General features: G+C 61.8%; 14 protein-coding genes. 7 read left to right on the top strand and 7 right to left on the bottom strand.

The window, feature by feature from the left end:
- The first annotated feature begins 1 nt into the window (after nucleotide 1).
- Nucleotides 2–2,446, top strand: a complete 2,445-nt coding sequence (locus JG739_RS34720; protein ID WP_199202457.1) for a relaxase/mobilization nuclease domain-containing protein — start codon at nucleotides 2–4, stop codon at nucleotides 2,444–2,446.
- A gap of 189 nt (nucleotides 2,447–2,635) precedes the next feature.
- On the opposite strand, the gene JG739_RS34715 is transcribed toward JG739_RS34720, so the two are convergent.
- The 3 genes from JG739_RS34715 to JG739_RS34705 form a co-directional block, all read right to left on the bottom strand.
- Entirely contained in the window at nucleotides 2,636–2,932 is a 297-nt protein-coding gene (locus JG739_RS34715) for a hypothetical protein (RefSeq protein WP_199202455.1), read from the bottom strand.
- Nucleotides 2,922–5,216 carry a xanthine dehydrogenase family protein molybdopterin-binding subunit gene (locus tag JG739_RS34710; RefSeq protein ID WP_202367947.1) on the bottom strand — a complete coding sequence of 765 codons (2,295 nt, stop codon included), beginning with the start codon at nucleotides 5,214–5,216 and terminating at the stop codon, nucleotides 2,922–2,924. The genes JG739_RS34715 and JG739_RS34710 overlap by 11 nt, the downstream gene beginning before the upstream one ends.
- Nucleotides 5,217–5,376: 160 nt before the next feature.
- The gene (locus JG739_RS34705; RefSeq protein WP_199202453.1) at nucleotides 5,377–6,642 is read right to left on the bottom strand and encodes a hypothetical protein; all 1,266 of its coding nucleotides are present in this window, start codon (nucleotides 6,640–6,642) and stop codon (nucleotides 5,377–5,379) included.
- Nucleotides 6,643–7,163: 521 nt separating this feature from the next.
- On the opposite strand from JG739_RS34705, the gene JG739_RS34700 reads away from it, so the two are divergent.
- Complete coding sequence (locus tag JG739_RS34700; protein ID WP_202367946.1) at nucleotides 7,164–8,744, top strand: FGGY-family carbohydrate kinase; 1,581 nt, start codon at nucleotides 7,164–7,166, stop codon at nucleotides 8,742–8,744.
- 69 nt (nucleotides 8,745–8,813) lie between these two features.
- Here JG739_RS34700 and JG739_RS34695 read toward each other — a convergent pair whose 3' ends face one another.
- Together JG739_RS34695 and JG739_RS34690 are read right to left on the bottom strand one after the other, a co-directional pair.
- Nucleotides 8,814–9,536, bottom strand: coding sequence for an HAD family hydrolase (locus JG739_RS34695; protein ID WP_199202451.1), 723 nt, complete (start codon nucleotides 9,534–9,536; stop codon nucleotides 8,814–8,816).
- 153 nt (nucleotides 9,537–9,689) lie between these two features.
- Nucleotides 9,690–10,604: an ABC transporter substrate-binding protein gene (locus tag JG739_RS34690; RefSeq protein ID WP_199202450.1), complete on the bottom strand. Its 915-nt coding sequence runs from the start codon at nucleotides 10,602–10,604 to the stop codon at nucleotides 9,690–9,692.
- 500 nt (nucleotides 10,605–11,104) lie between these two features.
- On the opposite strand from JG739_RS34690, the gene JG739_RS34685 reads away from it, so the two are divergent.
- From JG739_RS34685 to JG739_RS34675, 3 genes are all read left to right on the top strand, one after another.
- Nucleotides 11,105–11,356 (top strand): hypothetical protein, encoded by a 252-nt coding sequence (locus tag JG739_RS34685; protein WP_199202449.1) that lies wholly within the window; start codon nucleotides 11,105–11,107, stop codon nucleotides 11,354–11,356.
- Nucleotides 11,357–11,661: 305 nt separating this feature from the next.
- The gene (locus JG739_RS34680; RefSeq protein ID WP_199202448.1) at nucleotides 11,662–13,140 is read left to right on the top strand and encodes a hypothetical protein; all 1,479 of its coding nucleotides are present in this window, start codon (nucleotides 11,662–11,664) and stop codon (nucleotides 13,138–13,140) included.
- Nucleotides 13,141–13,158: 18 nt separating this feature from the next.
- Complete coding sequence (locus JG739_RS34675; protein WP_199202447.1) at nucleotides 13,159–14,190, top strand: beta-ribofuranosylaminobenzene 5'-phosphate synthase family protein; 1,032 nt, start codon at nucleotides 13,159–13,161, stop codon at nucleotides 14,188–14,190.
- On the opposite strand, the gene JG739_RS34670 is transcribed toward JG739_RS34675, so the two are convergent.
- Entirely contained in the window at nucleotides 14,147–14,623 is a 477-nt protein-coding gene (locus JG739_RS34670; RefSeq protein WP_199202446.1) for an 8-oxo-dGTP diphosphatase, read from the bottom strand. The genes JG739_RS34675 and JG739_RS34670 overlap by 44 nt on opposite strands.
- Before the next feature lie 300 nt (nucleotides 14,624–14,923).
- On the opposite strand from JG739_RS34670, the gene JG739_RS34665 reads away from it, so the two are divergent.
- On the top strand, nucleotides 14,924–16,303 hold the full coding sequence (locus JG739_RS34665; protein ID WP_199202445.1) for a S8 family serine peptidase: 1,380 nt from the start codon (nucleotides 14,924–14,926) through the stop codon (nucleotides 16,301–16,303).
- A gap of 48 nt (nucleotides 16,304–16,351) precedes the next feature.
- On the opposite strand, the gene JG739_RS34660 is transcribed toward JG739_RS34665, so the two are convergent.
- Nucleotides 16,352–17,212 (bottom strand): phosphoribosylaminoimidazolesuccinocarboxamide synthase, encoded by an 861-nt coding sequence (locus JG739_RS34660; protein WP_244750053.1) that lies wholly within the window; start codon nucleotides 17,210–17,212, stop codon nucleotides 16,352–16,354.
- 287 nt (nucleotides 17,213–17,499) lie between these two features.
- Between JG739_RS34660 and purH the strand changes: the two genes are divergently transcribed.
- On the top strand, nucleotides 17,500–19,038 hold the full coding sequence (purH, locus tag JG739_RS34655) for a bifunctional phosphoribosylaminoimidazolecarboxamide formyltransferase/IMP cyclohydrolase (protein ID WP_199202443.1): 1,539 nt from the start codon (nucleotides 17,500–17,502) through the stop codon (nucleotides 19,036–19,038).
- Nucleotides 19,039–19,080: the final 42 nt, after the last annotated feature.

Below are 19,080 nucleotides of genomic sequence, written 5' to 3'. Positions count from 1 at the left end.
GGTGGAAATTTTCTTCGGCGCCTTCACCAGCGAATGGGAGCAGCGGCGCGCGGCGTTGCTGCATGAGTTGTCGCTTGGTGGAAAGCGGCGGTCGGCCGAGGAAGAAATGCGGCGGCGGCTGAAGGCCCTGGCAGAGCTAGGCGGCGGCGGTGGTGTTGGTGGCGGCGGAGGCAGCCAGCCGAAAATGCGGCGGACGGCCGCCAGGCCGATCTTCGCGGTCGAGACGCGGGCAGCGGAGGCGTCCCGTCCAATAGAAACACGGCTAGCGGCGGTGGCCCAGGGCAGCCAGCCCGCGGTTGTCAAAATGGCATCCTACGGCGGCGGCGCGAGGGTAGGGGCGATGCTGAATTATGTGTCGCGCGCCGGCGAGCTCGCCGTCGAGAACGAGAACGGCGAGCGCATCAGCAGCCGCGAGGATCTGGCGCGGTTGCGGGGAGACTGGAACCATCTGTTCCAGAACCGCGCAGAAAGCCGCGATATCGGCAGCTTCTCGGCAGAGATTGCGACTGCGGCGGTTTCGTCAGACGAGGCGATGCATGAGCTGGTCAGGAACAGTTTGACGAGCGCATTCGGCGATCGCCGCTACGCTTATGCGGTCACGCGCCAGGCCGACGGCGCGCTGGCGGTTCAAGGAGCGGTCGTGCTCAGAAGCGGGCATGGCGAGCGGCTGACTGGCGACGACAAGGCCGCCAGCATCATTCAGGCGCGCTATGACGCCAGTGCGGCCGCGCAAGGGACAGGAGCACGGTTCTCGTTCCAAGGCTACGGCAACGGTGTCGAGTATGGCGCCAGCAAATTGCGGAGCCTGGTCGAACGTCATGACGGCAACGTTCGCGACGACCGCGGCCAAATCGTTGGTGACGAAAAGCTCGCTGGCGACCTGGTGCAAAAGGAATGGCGCGGTGATCTGCACAGCCGCAAAGGCCGCGACGTGATGCACCTGATCATGTCGGCCCGGGCCGGCACGAATGTCGAGGCGTTTGAAAACGCTGCACGCGACTTCCTTGCCGAACAGTTCGCCGGCCATCGCTATGTGTTTGCCATGCATGATCCGGCCAATGATCCGAAGGAAGAAGGCGAGGGGGGCAAGCGGCCACATGTCCATGCGCACGCGATCATCACCATGCGATCGGAATCGGGTGATCGGATCGAGACGACCCCTCAGGTGTTTCGGGAGTGGCGGGCCACAATGGCGCAGATGGCCCGGGCGCACGGAATAGCGATGGAGATGACCGATCGTCGCGAGTTCGCCAGCCCTCCCGCCTTTACCCGCAATCAGGTGAGGCCGGTGAGCAGTGAAGGGCGGACCGAGCACGTCGGGACCAGCGAGGCGGCACAGGGACGATACGACGCCAAGCGGGGCGGACGGCGCGGTCTGGCGAAGGCCGAAAGAAGCCGGGAGTATGCCATAAAGGCAACGCAGAGTTGGCAGAAAATTGCGCTCGCCAGCGGTGATCGACGTGTTGTCGCCTACGCAGAACAGCAGCTGGATCATTTGACAGAAAGCCTTTCGGCAGGTCAGGCGGGAGCGAGCGCAAATGTCGTCCATGCAGATTTCGGATCAAAATTCCGCGCCAATCTGGTAACCTTGCAAAAAGTCGTTTTGGAGGATCAGGACATGCGCGAGACAACGCGGGCGGAGTTTGAAGCCTATGAAAAGACGGTCGAGACGGCCTTGTTCCGGCTGGAGCGGAGCGTTGGTGCGGACGAGCGAGACGACTTTGATGAAGTCGCGTCTGTCGCCCGCGAGCATGTGAACGGCCGGCGCGAGCTCATGGAGCTCTACGAGATGAAGGGCCAGGCACTGGCGGAGCAGACCGCGACCGAGCGAAACGAAAGCCGGGAGCGTCGAGACGATGCGAATGACCGGTGGGATGCGGCAGTCGCCAAACACGGTAAGGCGGTTGTCGAGGCGGCAAATGACGTTCTTGTGGACATCGAAACCAGTCGCGAGGGTTTGGATAGAATTGAGGCCGGTGAGCTTTCCAACGATCCAAGGGCATTGCGAGCCGATATTGAGCGCGGACTGGCTCGCGCGGCAGAGCTTGCCGTCCAGGGCAACACCTATATGCGCGAGGTAGCCGAGAAGGATCCGGAGCTCAAGCGCGCCATCGAGGCGGCAGAGCAGACCCAAGAGCGGCCGGCAGAAGACAAAGGCAAACCCCCTGCAAATGTCGATGCCGTGACCGAACAGCAGCGAGATCCTCGCCCCGAGGAGGCCGAGCGCCGGCCGGACGAACCGGCCGGGCAGGCTCACGAACTGGCGTCGACCGTAGATACTACAAATCGGCTGCAGGATAAGTTAAACACGGACAAGGAGGCCGCACAGCGCGGCGGTGAAACGACGCGGACCGATCCGGCGCAACAGCATATTCCTCGCCTCGAGGAGTTGGAGCGCGAGGAACTAGAAAGAAGGGAACGCGACCGCGACGACCGGGACCGTTAGTGGACCATGTTTAATCGACAGGATTACGTTTATCAGAGCAGCGACCCGAAGGGTGACGAGGGGTTTGGCAAGGTATTTGCTACCGTCATCTGTTTCGTTTTCTTTCTGGGTGCACTGCAGGTTGCTTATGAAACGGTGTCTGGCTGGTACCAAAACGTCATGCAGCGGGGCAGCGAAATGCTGACGTTTCTAGCCAGCTTTTGGCCGTTCTGATAATTGCGGGGCCTCGGCGCGCCAGGACCAGCTTTTGCAACTCGCGATCGCGCTTTTCGCCCTGGGGCGGAACCTTCGCTCCTTCGCGCGGGAGAGGCCGTAAAACAGCGCGGCAATCAGCGTCGGCACCGTTGTGCGTGCCTTGTCGACGGAGAGGCTTTCGGCGACGGTCACCTTCTTGTCCTTGGCGATCTCGTCCTGCATGCATAGGAAGACGGTCTTGCCGATGTCGACCGGTCCGGTGATCGCAATCAAGCGCGGTTTAGAAATCATCCCCGACCTTTAGAGCTTTGCAGGCACGCCATATCTTTTCCGGCGTCGCGGGCATTTCCATCTCGCGGCCGGCGCGGCACGGGATGGCATCGGCGATGGCGTTCATGACGGCCGAAATGGCTGCAACCGATCCCATCTCGCCGATGCCCTTGACGCCGGCCGGATTGGTCGTTGCCGGCACTGGCTGGCTGGCAAGCGCCAGATGCGCGGGCATATCACCGGCCCGTGGCATGCTATAGTCCATGAATGAACCCGTGATCAGTTGACCGCTCGCTCTATCGAAGATTGCTTGCTCCATGAGCGCCTGGCCAATTCCTTGTGCGATACCACCATGGATCTGCCCGGCGACAAGAGTCGGATCGAGCACAGAGCCGCAATCGTCGACCGCAGCGTAGGAAACGATTTCGATGGCGCCGGTGTCGGGATCGATTTCGACTTCTGCGATATGACAGCTGTTTGGAAAAGTCGTCGGAGTCTCGGCAGTGATGCGTGTGTCCAGGCTCTCGCCGATTTCGCCGCCATTCTTCATCTGCGCGGCCCAGTCAGCGACTTCGAACAGCGACACGCTATTGGTCTTGGAGACAACATGGAAGCAGCCTCCGCCATAGACAAGATTCACTTCTGCGGTTTGCAGCATGGTCGCGGCAAATTTTCGTGCCTTTGCCAGCACCGCTTCCGCCGCCATGATCGCCGCATGGCTGACCGTCATCGCCGATCGCGAGCCGACTGCGGCGTAGCCGGGTAGTTCTAAACGCGAATCGCCGTGGCGATGCCCGAGCGTTTCGGCTGGTACGCCGAGACGCTCGGCGACGAGGCGGCCGAAGGTAGTGGCATGGCCCTGGCCGGTCGACTGCACGTTGAGCTTAAGGATGACTCGTCCGTCGCCAGGGAAGGCGATCTCGCAGCTCTCGGTCGGCTGCGACCCCGAGTGTTCAAGGGCTGAGGAGATGCCGATGCCGCGCAGGCGGCCGGCTGCTTGCGAAAGCCGCCGCCTGTCCTCGAAGCTCCGGTAGGCCGCCAGGTCCAGGGCTTTGGCGAGTGCCTGTTCGAATTTTCCGCTGTCGTACACGGTGCCGATCGCCGTCGTGTAAGGCATCGCGGCTGGGGCTACGAAATTGCGGCGGCGCAGTTCGATCGCATCGATATCGCTGATTCGCGCGGCTTCCTCGACAATCCGCTCGACGAGATAGCTCGCCTCCGGCCGACCAGCGCCACGATAGGGGCCGGTCGGCACGGTGTTGGTAAAGACACATTTGATCCCGACATCGATGAGCGGGATGTCGTAGCAGCCTGGCAGGCAGCGGATGAAATTGTCGGTTTGTATCTTGGCGGCAGCGACGCCGAGGTAGGCGCCCATATTGGCGAGATGGCGGACGCGCAACGCCAGAAACCGCCCGGTCTCGTCCATCGCCAGCTCGGCTTCGCTTATGGTGTCGCGCGCGTGGTGGTCGCTGAGGAAGGCCTCCGAGCGCGTCGACATCCAGTGGACCGGACGGCCAAGTCTTCGCGCGGCGACGAGCAAAGCGGCATATTCGGGAAACACACCGACCTTCAGCCCGAAGGCACCGCCCACATCGTCGGTGAGGATGCGCATCCTGGTGGCATCGACGCCTATGATGGCGGCCATCGCGTCGCGCACCGGGCGAACGCCTTGCGTGCAGACCCTGAGCGTATAGCTGCCGTCGGCCGCATCGAATTCGCCGGTTGCACCACGCGGCTCGAGCGAGTTGATGAGAATGCGCTGCTGCCGAAACGAGGCTCGCGCGACGAGGCGAGCTTCTGCGATGATCGCCTCGACCCGGCGCGCGTTGGCGTCCGGATCGGCGATCAGCCCCTGCCATTCGATGGCGAGATTGCCACGCGCCTGCGGCCAGACAAGCGGCGAACCATCCGCAGCGGCGTCCTGCAAATCGACAATCGGCGTGCGCTCGACATAGCCGACTTCGACCAGCTCGGCGGCGTCGCGCGCTTGTGCCGCCGTTTCCGCCACCACCATTGCGACGGCCTCGCCGATGTGCCGCACTGCCCCGTCCGCCAGCGGCGGCCGCATGGGATTGACCAAGGTCGCGCCGGCGCGGCCTTGCATGGGTGGATGCAGCGCGATGCTGCCTAGGCCGGCCACATCCGCACCGGTCAGAACCGCGAGCACGCCCGGAGCTGCGACCGCTTTGGCTGTATCGATGGAGGTGATCCCGCCGGCTGCATATGGCGTGCGAACGAACACTGCACAGACCTGCGCGGCCTTTGCCGCGTCAGCCATGTAGCGGCCCTTGCCGCGGATCATCGCGTCATCCTCGACGCGCATGCCGCCAACACGGGTGCGCCGCGGTTCCGCGTGCCGGTCGCCATCGGCCGATACAGCGTTTCCCGACCGCCAAGCCTTTCGATCGGACCGCAGGGCCATTTAGAAGCGGCGTGCGCACGGCTGCCGGCTCTGGCCAGGCTTAGCTGGGTCTCAGTTCCTTCTTCTGGTCAAGGAGGTTGCGCCATTTGTCGAACTTGTTGCCTTGCGCAGTGATCAGCGCAGGCGAACCCGACTTGTCGATCAGCACTTCGGCGGCTGGCGGAATGTTCAGGAATTCCATGTGCTGTGTCGCGCAGTAGGCACCGACGTCGAGGATGACGAGATAGTCGTCCTCGGCGAGTGTTTCCGGCACCATGTAGTCGCCGGGAAGCACATAGTCGTGCCGCAAGATGCCACGCCCGCGCAGGGCCGCGGGAATGCGGTTCGACGTGATCTCGGCCATGTTGGAATCCAGGAAAAGCACATTGTGGCGCCGTTCCTTATATTGTGCCGACGGCATCAGAACCCTCGACCCGTTGGTTAGGACGCGATTGGCGCCCGGATGCTTGATGACGGTGCGCTCGATGCTGAGCAACAGCGCGCCGACATCAGCCAACAGATCACGTGCCGGCTCGAACAGAAACTTCACATCGGCGGGCACACCATAGCGATTGGCGATCTCGCCCAGCCTCTTGAAGTACTTTTCCCAGTTGAAGTGCTTTTCCGAATACGCCCGCCCCTCATAGTCGAAGCCGAATCCTCCCGCGAAATTGATCGCCTTGGCCCTAGGGAAATAGGTTTTGAAGATCATGAACACTTGTTCGATGATGCTGATCATCGCGTCGGAGGAATTTCCGCTGCCGCAGTAGAGTTCGAAGCAGTCGAGATCGCGTCCATGCCCGGCCAGCAATTCCGACAGCGGCGTCAATTCACTGTACTTGATACCGGGCTTGCCCGACCCAAGGCTGTCGAATCGCATATTGATCGAGGCGTTGGGATCGACGGCGAGCAGATGTGAGATTTCATCCATGCTCGAAAGGAACATCGGATGGCCGGTCTTGGCCCATGCGCTGATTTCATCGTCGGAGACATGTCCGGGGGAAATGATGAACTTGTCGAAACCGAACTTGCGCAGGATCTCGTACTCGCTCGGCAATTGCAGCAATATGCCAATGCCGGCGGCTTGGAGCGGCTTCAATATGTGAGGATTGGAGTTGGGAAAGAACGGCACATAAAGTTCAACCCTGTTGTCGATCCCCGCCGTGACCGCGGCACCCTGGATACGGTCGATATTTCTCTGCAGCTGTTCTTCGCTGTAGACGAAGACCGGGGTCCCCGCTTCCGCGGCGATCAGTTGCAGGTCCGAGCGACTGATCCATCCGTCGCCATCGGAGACTTTTCTTGAAATCCTCGCATCGTAGTTCATCGCAACACCTCACTTCGCTTCTGAACGTCCTGGCTTCTTCATGCTTGTTGAAGGCTGACGCGCCGTTGTCGCCCCGATCACCCCGCGACAACCGTAGGCGGGAAAAACATCGAGACCGGTGAAGCTCGCAGCAACCGCTCGTTGGCGCAGTTTAGACGTCGTGCATACTTCATCAGCGCCGTATTCCGATCTTCCTTGACGTCAGAGAAGGAGTGCCTGCAGGCAAGCTAATAGACAAACTCGCTTCACCGGCTAAGTCTCCGGGAAACTCAAAAACTCTCCGTCGCTCGACGATCCCGAGGTGCGACTTCGTTGCTGGAAGTAGTTGACGACTACTAACATATGACGACAGCTTTCGTAAATCCCTTCTGTATCTCTTCTGTTTTTTTGGTGCTAGATTTCTCGTGCGCCGGTGGAGTTGGTTTCGGCCTATACTGATCAAGTTCTCGCTAATTTGAAACTTTCGCGACCCTAAACCGGAAGATTGCAGACATGGTCAACTAAACTTGGTAAGAAAATCAATGCCTTTTCAGGTGCGATCCCAACCGTCCCTTCTGATGGGCATCGACTTCGGAACCACCCAGATCCGGGCAAGCATCTATGCGCCGGACGGCACGCTGGTCGCTGGCGGCAAGGTCGCCACGCCGACGATCAGGCCCGATACGGACAGCGCCCATCACGAACCCGAGGCGGTGTGGGCGGCGACGCTGGCGGTTATTCGCGCCGCCCTTGACGGCATTGCCGAGCCTTCGCTTGTGCGCGGGATCGCCTGCGCCAGCGTTGGCGAGGCCGGCCTGCTGATCGGCGCCAAAGGTGAAGAGCTCACGCCGATCATTGCCTGGTACGACCGGCGAGCCATCGCCGAGTGCCGTGACTTCGTCGGCCGGCTGGGCGCCGATGCGCTGTATGGCATCACCGGTCAGCCGCCCGAGCCCATTCTTGGCATCTACAAGCTGCTTTGGCTGATGGCGCGGCAGCCCAACCTGTTTGCACGCCCGGCACAATGGCTGAATGTAGCGGACTATCTCGCATTTCGGCTGAGCGGCAGAATCTGCGCCGAGTCGAGCCTGGCCTGTCGCACCGGTGTCTTCGACCTGCAGCGGCGGACATGGGCCACGGAGCTGTTGAAGCAAGCTGGACTTCGCCCCGATCTATTTCCTGAACTGCAAGCCAATGGCGCGCCGCTCGGCACAATCCGCCAGCCTGTCGCGGCGGCGACGGGTCTGCCTGCATCCTGCGTCGTGGCGGTTGGCGGGCACGACCAGGCGATGAGCGCGCTTGTCTGCAGCGGGCTGGCCGATGGCATGCTGTCGGCGACGCTCGGAACCACCGAAGCCTTGCTGGCTGCCGTCACCAGCCCGTCCCGCTCGGCAATGCTCGGGCGGCAAGGATTCTGCCAGGGTGTGCTGACGGCCGGACGGCCGCGTCACTATGTTCTCGGTGGCGTGTTCACGGCCGGCGCCTCGATCGAATGGTTCCGCCAGACCATACTGGGCGGGATCGCACATGAACCGCTGATCGCTACTGCGGCAGCCATACCGATCGGCAGTCGTGGCGTCTGCTTCCGCCCACAGCTCGCGCTGGGATCGGCACCGCATCCCAGCCCGCACGCCAATGGCTCGTTCTGGGGGCTGAGCATGGCTGCCGATCCCGGCGCAATGTTTCGCGCCATTCTCGAAGGTCTGGCCTATGAGGCCCGGCTATGCATCGAGGCGCTTGCCGCGCTGCCGGAGGTTGGCGCGATACGACGGATCAACGCCGTTGGCGGCGATACCCGCAATTTGCTGCGCATGAGCATCAAAGCCTCGGTCTCGGGAACGCCGATCGATATCATCGACGTGGAAGATGCCACCAGCCTCGGAGCCGCGTTGATGGCCGGGCTCGGCGCCGGCGTCTATGCCGATCTCGACAGCGCTCTGGCAGCACTTGCCCTGCCAAGGACAACGATCCTGCCGGTGCCAGAAGACCAGGCCTTCTATGACGCCTATTTCAGATCGGTCTATCGCCATGCACCCGCCGCGCTTGCGTCGCTGCGCGAGCCGCGTCCTGGCAGCAAGCTTGGTGCGGCGTACGTTCACCTGGGCACACAAGGTTCGCTCTAACAACATTGGATCTGCGCATCGTTGCTTTTCCGGAAATCGATTCCGATTTTCGAGTCGATGCGTCCGACGTCAATCCATGCTTTCCATCTCGCGGAGGGCGTGTGCGACCTCTGTGAGCGAATTACACAGGACATAGGTGCGGTTCTTGGGGTCGAGTGAGCTTTGGCCCTCATGCTTCCAGGTGATCTCGTATGGGACGTGTATGGCGCGCGCGCCGAGTTTCAGGATCGGGTCGATGTCGGAGCGCAGCGAATTCCCCACCATGACGAAGTTCGACGGGTCGACATCATACTTCGTCAGAATTCGCGCATAGACGGATTGGTCCTTTTCCGAAACGATCTCGACGGCGCTGAAGAAGTCGGCCAAGCCGGAACTCGCCACCTTGTGCTCCTGGTGGAAGAGCTCGCCTTTAGAAATGAGAATCAGCCTGTAGCTCCGCGACAGCTCTTCCACCACGTGTGCCGCACTGTCGATGAGATGCACCGGATGCCAGATGATCTCCTTGAGAAGGTCGACGAGGGACTGAATGTCAGCGACTGCGATGCGACCGTCGGTCACTTCTATCGCCGTCTCGATCATGGACAGAACAAAGCCCTTTGCGCCATATCCGAACAGCGAGAGATTGCGCATTTCGGTTTCATACAGCCTGTGACTCAGATCCTCCGCGGACAGGTAGTGGAGCAGGACTTGCTGGAATTTCTGCTCGGCGGACCACAATATGTTCTCGTTGTGCCACAAGGTGTCGTCACCGTCCATGCCGACGACCAGCCTCTTCTCGACGTCCTTGCTCATGTTCTGTCTCTTTTGATCTTTGCGGCGGCGCCGACCGGTCCGTCCGGTGGCGCGGCGTTGCCAGCCGCCGGGACTGGGCGCAATTTTCTGCCCTGCGGGCAGTGCACCCGGCCGCCGATATGCAGGAGCGCAACTGCGCCGTTTTCGCCGCGGTCAGATTCTGAGTTCGCTCGCGGCGATACGGTTGTCGACAACGTCGTCATATGAGGCGCCGCCGGCAATCAGATCCCAGCTTTGCATCCATGCGTAGGCGCGCTCGAACTCATCGCGCGTATAGGGTTCCGGCTCGACGAAGCGCAGGCGGGGAAGATAAAAGTCGTCTGGCGTGATCGTGCCGCGCACATCCTCGGGCAGCGCCTCGATGAGATAGTGCAGCCACTTCCTCCTGTCCTTGTTGATGACATGGATTGCCTTGATCTCGGCGCGCCGCAGGGCGGCATAGGTTTCGTCGTCGATCTCGGGACCGGCAATCTCCGATCCGGAATAATGCGTCTCGATGATCTTCTGAAATCCTTGCTTCTCGGCGACAGTCAGCCAGGGTTCCGTCAAGGCGATGGCAGCGACCTCGCCATTCTGCACTGCCTTGTAACCGTCGACGTGATGCTGGCCGATCACTTCAATTTCAGAGCGCTGCAGAAAGCCTTCGAGCATTTGCAGCGTCGCGTAGTGGTTGCCGTTGTGATAGCTGACCGAGATCGGCGCATTCCTCAGCGTCTGCGGATAGGTGTAGCGTGAACCGGGCGCCGACACGATTGCCATGACCGCAACCGAAGAACGCTTGCCGATCACCTTGCCGCCACGCCGGCTGTCGAAGGCCCGACGGATCTGACCCCATTCGCAGGCCCGGTAGATGTTGACCTCGCCGTCCTCGAAAGGCGAATGGGTGCGGATGGAATCCACCTGCTTTGGGTCAATCGATGTCAGCGGCAATTCCTGTCGCTGCCGGTTTTCGCGAAACTCGACCTTTATCCCTTCTTCCTCGAAGAAACCGCAGTCCCTGGCAACAAGCCAGGGTAGCGCAAAAACGGTCGATACGCCTCGCCCTTCACTCACAACGCTCCTTAACATCTGTGCCTCCTGACCAGTTGCGGTATTTGGACAACATTTACACCGTCGTAGATGATCTTAGCACGTGCAACCCGTTTCATGAATAATTGATCTGCGTCGAAAAAATCTATTTCAGCCGGGCGCGCCCCCAAACCTGCCTCCGGCCGCGCCGTCGAGCTCGCTCATCGATTTTGCGGGCGTTGCAGGAGGTTAGCGAGCAAAGGCTATCATCGTGCCAGGGCGCTGGCATCCGGCGCACGGTCCTGCCTTGCCAGCGGATTCTTCAGCCACGCTGGAAACGCCAACGCTGTCGCAAACCGGTTATGATTAGAAGGTACTACAAAAGCATCGATAACAGAAAACTAAATGAACACAATCACTTCGCTGATCGTCTGCACTTCATGTCGACTTTTCAGCTATGGCTTATTTGCTTAAAAAGAAAGCTTTTATTCCAAACATGGCCGGTTGCTAGAGACATATGGAAGATGTATGCTACTTCCGCCTAACATTAGGAGGAAGTCATGGAAGAAGTCGTGAAATGGGTTACTGACACTCTGGTTGCGCAGAAATTGGACAAGACCTCGGCGTCGAAGCTGGCTGCGGACCTGACGTCCGAAGTCTCGGCCGAAGTGTCGGCCGAGTCGGCTGCCGAAGCTTCGATGGAAGCCGCCAGCGAAGCTGCCAGTGAGGTCGCCTCCGAGGCGGCGTCGGAAGCGGCAGCGGAAGCCGCCTCAGAGGCGGGAATACCAGGAACCTTCCGGTTCGGCCGTTAATCATCATAGCATGCAGGAACGCCGGTGGACAGATTTCCTGTCGTGCACTGGATGGCAAAGCAGCAACGTCCAAATATTATGGCAGCATTTCAGGCGTTTGCCCTTGACACACGACTGGCGCCGCCGGCCGTTCCGGCGTGACTGAAATCTTTGGTTGTTCGTGCGGCGTCGTCCGCGATCGGAACCATTGCACCGTGGGGTCCGCCATGCGCAAATTTTCGGTGTGCGGGCGGATTCAGTAGGCTGCTCGATTTTTGTTTCTTCACCAAGCGAACCTGCCAGATGATTCCCGGGGGCTGATCCGCATGACGGAGATATCCACGAAACCGTCGCCAGAGACTTACGCCGGCGAACTCGTACGCCGCCTGTCTATGGTCGAAACACCATCGGCGACGGCGCTTCCCGAACTGTTCTACAGGTCCAGCGGCGCATCCGCCTTGCACCGCGCGACGCTGAATTGTCTGCACGACTGGCTGGCGCGCTATACGCTGCGCGAGGCCCGCGCCAACTCGCGCTACTATCGGGAGCATTCGGCCTATGCCGAACTCCCGCCGATCACGCCAGGCGACCCCGTCGATTTGTCTGCTTTGCCGGTCATCGATCGTACGACTGTCGTCGAAAACCACGAATCCATGGTTTCCGACAGGTTGGAGTTGCGCCAGATATGCCATAGCTCCGGCACCACCGGCACGCCGCTCGAGGTCTATAAATCCTATGCGGAAGTCGCCTTCATCGGCGACTATTTCGGCAGCATGTTTGCGCCGCTGCGCAAGATGTTCGCCAAGATGCCGCTCGGTTTGTCGTTTCCAAATGTCAACCATGGTATGCCGCTGCCGATTCCCGGTTTCGGCAAGACCTTCCATGGTGGCGTCACCGACGACACGCTGATCCGCGATGCGGTGCGCGTGCTCAGAACCAGGTACCGTATTCCCGGCCACAATGATCGCATATCGGTGCTGTCGGGACTGGAGCACCACATTCTCTTCTTCACCAGTTTCCTGATGGAGCAAGGCATCGATCCGCGCGGATTCGGGCTGCAATCCGTCAACATCACGGGCAACCTCGTCGCTAGCCATTGGCGTGACTTCTTGGCCGATGCCTGGGGCGCGATCCTCAACGACCGCTTCACGCTGACTGAATTCGTTGGCGGCGCCTCGCGTCTCGGCAGCAGCGAGGAATTCGTGCTTGACCCGCAGATCATCGGCGAGGTCGTCGATGACGACGGCAAGCCGGTCGAGGAAGGTGTCGGCCGCCTGGTGCTCACCGGCCTCGCGCCGTGGATACAAATGCAGCCGTTGATCCGCTACGACACCGGCGATCTGGTCTGGCGCACACGCCGTGACGATCTGTCGAGCATGACCTTCCGCTTCCTCGGCAAGCAGAAGAACGCCATCAGCCGCAAGCTGAACGGCAAACGCGAATGGCTGTTGTTCTCAGGGCCGCTGAACGAAATCCTGTCCCCGATCGCCGATATCCGCCTCTATGATTGGTTCGCCAATGTGCGAGTCGCCAAGGACCGGACCATTGGCTCGCTGCCTGTCATGGCCGTGAAGGCAAGTGAAGGCGACGCCGGCAAGATAGCACTGCGGATCGCCATCGAACTGCGCTATGCGCCCCACTGTTTTCGCGAGCGGACGCGAGCGATCGCCGAGACCATCACCCAGCAGCTTCGCGACGTCGAAGGGACCACGCTCGGCGGCGCCATGGACCGTGGCGAGGTCGCCCTCGAATTCGACTTTAGGCCGCCAGAGGGCCTGAACGAACCCATCGTGATCAAGATCTGATTTCGCGGGAAACCAGCCATGTCCTTCCAGCCGATCGCCATCGAATCTCCATGCCGCCTCTCTTTCACCTTGATCGATCTGACGGGAGCGACCGGCAGGAAGAACGGAATGGCCTCCATGGTGATCGAGGATCCAAGCTTTGCTTGCCGCGTTTGTGCGAGCGACCGCGACATCGTCGAGGTCGATGATGCAGGATCGGAGTACCGTGAGCACATTAGCGACTATCTCGGAAAGCTGCGCCGCGAGCTCGGCGGCGGGCATGTCAGAATCGTCGTCGATCGACCCATACCGACCCATTCCGGGTTCGGCTCCAAGACCAACACCCTGCTGTCGATCGGCAAGGCGTTCGCGGCCGCCCATGGCCTGGACGTCACCACAGACCGCCTGGCTGGCATCGCCGGGCGTGCCGGCACGTCCGGGGGCACGGTCAACCTGATCGACCGCGGCGGCTTCCTTGTCGACGGCGGCCACGCAACGCCGCCGGGCTTTGCCGAAGCGCCCAACAAATATCTCTTGCCAAGCCGCTATGCGGGGGCTGGCCGCCGGCCGCCGGTGCTGATCTCGGCAGCTTTCCCCAGCTGGCCGCTGCTGATGATCCTGCCGGCCGGACGACACATCCACGGCGATGCGGAACTGAAGTTCTTCCAGTCGACGTTGCCGATCCCGATCGAGGAGACCCGCCGCACCGCCCACATTGTACTGATGAACCTTGCTCCCGCCGTGCTCGACCAGGACTATGGAGCATTCTGCAATGCACTCAACGCCATCACCTTCGAAAGCTATTTCAAGGGCCGCCAGATCGCCCTTCAGAACGAGAACCTGAAGCACGTCGTCACGAACGCCCGCGACAATGGCATCGACGCCATCGGCATGAGCAGCATGGGGCCGGTCTGCTTTTCCGTCACACAGACACCGGAGCGCGCCCGCGCCTGGCTCGATGAGCTTCAGGCGCGCGGCGTCGTGCGCCGCCACTGGTTCACGCGGGTGGCCAACGGTCCTGCAAAGGTCACGCAGTTGCCGGTCGCCGCAGAACAAGCTCGCACCGGGTGAGGCGCAAGCTGTCTAGCTCGTAGCCAACAGTGCCTTCGACGCTGAAGCCGTCGAGAACAGCATTCAGCCAATAGCGCTGGTCCGCCCACATGCTGTCGAAAGGCAATGCGTCGAGCGCGTGCCACGACAGCGCCCCCTCCCGTTCGAAGGCGTCGCCTTCCAGGGCCGTGGCGACGAAAATATCGACACTCAGTTCCAGCGATTGCGGCGCGGGGAATAGCAGCGTCAGCGATCCGCGCGGCGAAGGATCGACAACGCGCAGGCCGGTCTCCTCCAGCACCTCGCGGACCACTGCCTCGGCGGCGGTCTCACCAGGTTCGATCTTGCCACCGGGGCCGTTGAGCATGCCTGCCCAGATTCGCCCGGCGGGCCGCTGCTGCAGCAGCAGCCTGCAGGAACGGAGGATGAGGCAGGTCACCGTTCGCAGCGGCATGGGTGGTCCTCTCGGGGAACGTCTGAACGATCGCGGCCCCATCGCCATGGAAGCAACATGTTGTCTGACACCGCCGGGAAACAATCAAGATCAGGCTGCGGCTGTCCGAGAATTCTCCGGTGAGAATTTAGGGTCTTCTTGGAGAATTACGGAGATTGTGAACTACCGGTCATCAAGTATCGATGGTAGATTCTACGGTCAAGCGGATGCTAGCGCCGCGTTGCCTTAGCGTCCGAAGATATAACGACCTACTTGTGTTTCAGTTTACAGAACCCGTGGACTGCGCCGGGGAGGAACGGCATGGAGAGTACGAGCGATCGCGTCAGCTTCTATGAAGCGGCACCACGGCTGGCAAACGGGCGCCATCTGTTCGAAGGCGGCCCTCTTCCCACGACCGACAATCTCGAAGCGTTCCGGGCGGGCCCGGCGGAGCTCATAGCCGCCGAAGGGGCATTGCGCGCGCTCGGGCTTACGCCCGTCGCCCGCAATGATTTCACCATCACGATCAGCGTCGACGCGTTGCGGCCGATGGCAGGCTTCTGCGTGGCGAGCATGGACGATGCATCCTGCTTGCGGCTTCGCGACCCGGCGTCCGATGGGTATGTCGGCGGCCTGGCAGTGCTTGCCCCAGGTGAATTCAGTGCGCTGCCGCCGCTGCCGCCGCCAGCCGGCTATTTCCATCTGCGGGCGCCGGGCGATTTGCAGGTCGTTCTCAACGGCGTCAACGCCGCCGCCGCCGGTTGGACCGGCCGCGGCACGCACGTCGCCGTGGTTGATTCCGGCTGCTATGTCGAGCATCCGTTTTTCCGTCAGCGCAACGCCGAGATCACCGTGGTGCTCGGCCCCGGCGCGTCCGATCCTGACGTGGACACACTTGGCCATGGCACGATGATCTGCGGCAACGTCGTCAGCATCGCGCCACGCACGCGCGTCACCATGATCAAGACGACGGATGACGCTTCGTTGGCCGCCTTCAAGCAGGCGGTGGCGTTGAAGCCACGCCCGGACGTGATCCAGAATGCCTGGGGAAACCCGTCGGACGGCAGCATCGTCACCGCTTATGACAGAGCGGTTCAGGCGGCGGTGCTGGACGCCATTGCCAAGGGCTGCGTGGTGGTGTTTGCCGCCGGTAACGCCAAGATCCTGTTCCCACCGCAGATTCCCGAAGCCATCGGGGTTGGCGGCGCCTATATCAACGAGCGGGGCCAGATTATCGCTTCGACCTACGCCAGCGGCTATCGCAGCGTCGTTTTCGACGGGCGGATCGTTCCGGACTTTTGCGGCCTGGTCGGGCCGTGGCCGGCCGGGGTCTACATCGCTCTGCCGACCGCGCCCGGATCGATCATCGACAGCTATTCGGCCGACAGGCGGTTTCCCGACGGCGACGACGGCTTTCCTGACGACGGCTGGGTGGTGATCAGCGGGACGTCCGCCGCCTCGGCGCAAGTGTCGGGCGCGGTCGCACTGCTGCGCCAGATCGACCGGAAGCTCAACCAGGCAGCGGTAAAGGAGATCCTCGCCCGCACAGCGCTCAAGGTGGACATCGGAACCTCCGCGCAAGGCTCGCCGTCGGGTCCGCCCTATCCCAATCTGGCCACCGGCTTCGGGCTGATCGATATCGGTCGGGCGATCGAGACTCTTGAGGCGGATCACGCTGCGAAGAAACCGAAGACAGACTGAACCTCGGCGTCACCACGCTCGGCTGTCGCTGAGGCCGGGCGCCGCAACTCATGCCGCCAGATGGCGGATCAACACCCGGTCGACCTCTTCCACCGCCTCGTCGAGAGGCCGAGCGCCCCACACCGTCTGGCCCGTCCAGCTTTCGCACAGCGCCCGGTACATTTCGGCGACCGCGGCCAGCAAGTCGACGGGAAGCCGTTCGGGCCTCGCCCATTTTTCGCGCGGCACGCCCGCTGCTACCAATTTCTGCACTTGCCGCTCGAGGTCGTGAGTCAGATAGTAGTCGCGCAAGGGCTGCTTCGAAACATGCCGGCCGGCGAGCAGGAAGCGGTTCTCGTCAGGCGTGCCGGCGACGTCGACCAGCATGATCCGGCCGTCATCGTCGACGCCGTACTCGACCTTGCCATCGGCACAGATGAGACCGCATCGCGCGGCAAGGCTGCAGACCACCGCATTGGTGTGCAGGGTTAGCTCGCGCACCGTGGCAAAATCCTCGGCATCCAGCCTGGCGATCTCCCGCGCTTCGTCGGCCGGGATGAACCTGTCGATCTCCTCCAGCTTGGTAGTGAATTCAATGATCGGCTCTGCCAGCCAGGTATTGGCCTCCGGCAATGCCTCGAGCCCTAGTTCCTCAAGCGTCACCTTGCCCGCCGCGAGCCGCCGGTAGACCGAGGCGCCTTGCGGCAACATGTTGCGGTAGATCACCTGCAGCGGGATCAGGCGGGCGCGGTCGCCCTCGTGGAGTTCGCCGTGGGCCGGGTCGAGGACGTTGAGCAATCGTACATTAATCGAGCGCGGCGGGTCGAAGGCAATCAGGTGGGTTGGAACACCGGCCTTTGCCGCCTCGCGCAAGGTCGCCACCGCCATGCGGGCGATCACTTCGCCCTTGTCGGGGATCTGGTCGGGCATCTTGCTGAAATGGAAGACAGAGTAGTCGTCAGTGAAAACGAACGCGCCATGGCCGCTTCGCCCTGGTTTGGGAGCTTCGATGACGCGAAGGTCTTTGGTTGACCATCTTTTTGGAATTGTACGTCTCCCATTTCTATCGAGCCAGCTTGATGACACTAACAAGAAGCTGCGCTATATTCAATTTATAGTTTAGAAGAAGTTCGTTTCGCGGCTCGGCCACGGCCCGTCCATGGGCTCGTATTGTTCAGGCTGTAACCGCAGCGCTGCCGCATGGAAGGAAGCCTCCGATGTCCAATCCCATGCCACGCCGCGCCATCATTTCGGTCTGGAACAAGGACGGTGTGGTCGAAATCGCCCGGGTCCTTCGGGATCTGGGTGTCGAGCTGTTCTCGACCGGTGGTACGGCCGCCACTCTTGCCGCGGCTGGCGTGCGGGTCGCAGACATTGGGGAATTGACCGGCGTCGCCCCGCTCCTCGACGGTCGCGTCAAGGCGCTGCATCCTGCCGTCTTTGCCGGTCTGCTGGCGCGCCCGGACAGGCCGCAGCACGACGACGAATTGCGCAGCCACCGCTTTGCCCGCATCGATTTTCTGGTTGCCGGCGTCCGGCCCTTCCAACCTGCCGCGGAAGACGAAGCCGGCGCCCTGGACCTGATCGATATCGGCGGGCCGGCTATGGTTCGCGCCGCCGCCAAGAACCCTGATGGCGTCGTGGTAATGACCGCTGTGGAAGACTATGCGCCTGTCATCGCAGCGCTCGCGAACGACGGCGCCGTCAGCGCCTCGCTTCGCCGCTCGCTGGCATCCAAGGCTTTTGCACGGATGGCCGCGCACGATTCCGCGATCGCCACCTGGTATGCGCGCGATGCCGATCCTTTCGCGGCGGAGGCGCTGCATCTGAGGGCCACACGTGGCAAGATTCTGCGCTACGGAGAAAACCCGCACCAGCGCGCCGCCCTTTATCTGACCGGCGCGAAGAGCTGCGGCGCGGCGACGGCGACGCTGCTGCAGGGCAAGGAGCTTAGCTATGTCAATCTTCTCGACGCGGATGCCGCACTCGAACTCGCTCGCCGCTTCACCGAGCCTGCCGCCGTCATCGTCAAACATGCGGCACCGTGCGGCGTCGCGGTGGCAGGAACTGGCCTCGAAGCCTATCAAAGGGCGCATGCCGCCGATCCGTTAAGCGCCTTCGGTGGCACTGTCGGCTTGAATGTGCCGCTCGACGCCGCCACTGCCGAACGCCTGTCGCAGGTGTTCACCGAAGTGGTCATTGCGCCTGACGTGACGCCGACGGCGCGGCAACTATTGGCGGCTAAGCGCAATCTGCGTCTGCTAGTCAATGGCACAGTTGGCGCGCCCCGTTGCACGGAGTTTCGCTCGATCGGCGGCGGGATTCTGATGCAGGATGTGGATCAATTGGCGCTGACGATCGACGATCTGCGCGTCGTCACCAGCAGACAGCCATCGCCGCTCGAGCTGAACGACATGCTGTTCGGCTTTCAGGTGGTCAGGTTCGTCAAGTCGAACGCCGCCGTGCTGGTCAGCGATCGGCAAACGCTTGGCATCGGCGGCGGACAAAGCAGTCGGATCGGCGCCGTCAAGCTGGCATTGGCTGAACACGGCGAGAGCGCACCCCGGCGGTTGCAACTGGTGCTGGCCTCAGACGCGTTCTTTCCGTTTCCAGACAGCGTCGAGGCGGCAGCCGCAGCCGGTGTCACCGCGATCATCCAGCAAGGAGGTGCTGCGCGCGACCGCGACGTGATCGCCGCCGCCGACGCGGCCGGAATTGCGATGGCGTTCACCGGCGTACGAGCCTTTCGCCACTGAACCGGCTAGAGCAAATTTTACCTAGACTGATCCCTAGATCCG

This window comes from Mesorhizobium sp. L-2-11, assembly GCF_016756595.1.
GTDB lineage: Bacteria > Pseudomonadota > Alphaproteobacteria > Rhizobiales > Rhizobiaceae > Mesorhizobium.
This window is presented reverse-complemented; position numbering and strand designations above follow the sequence as displayed.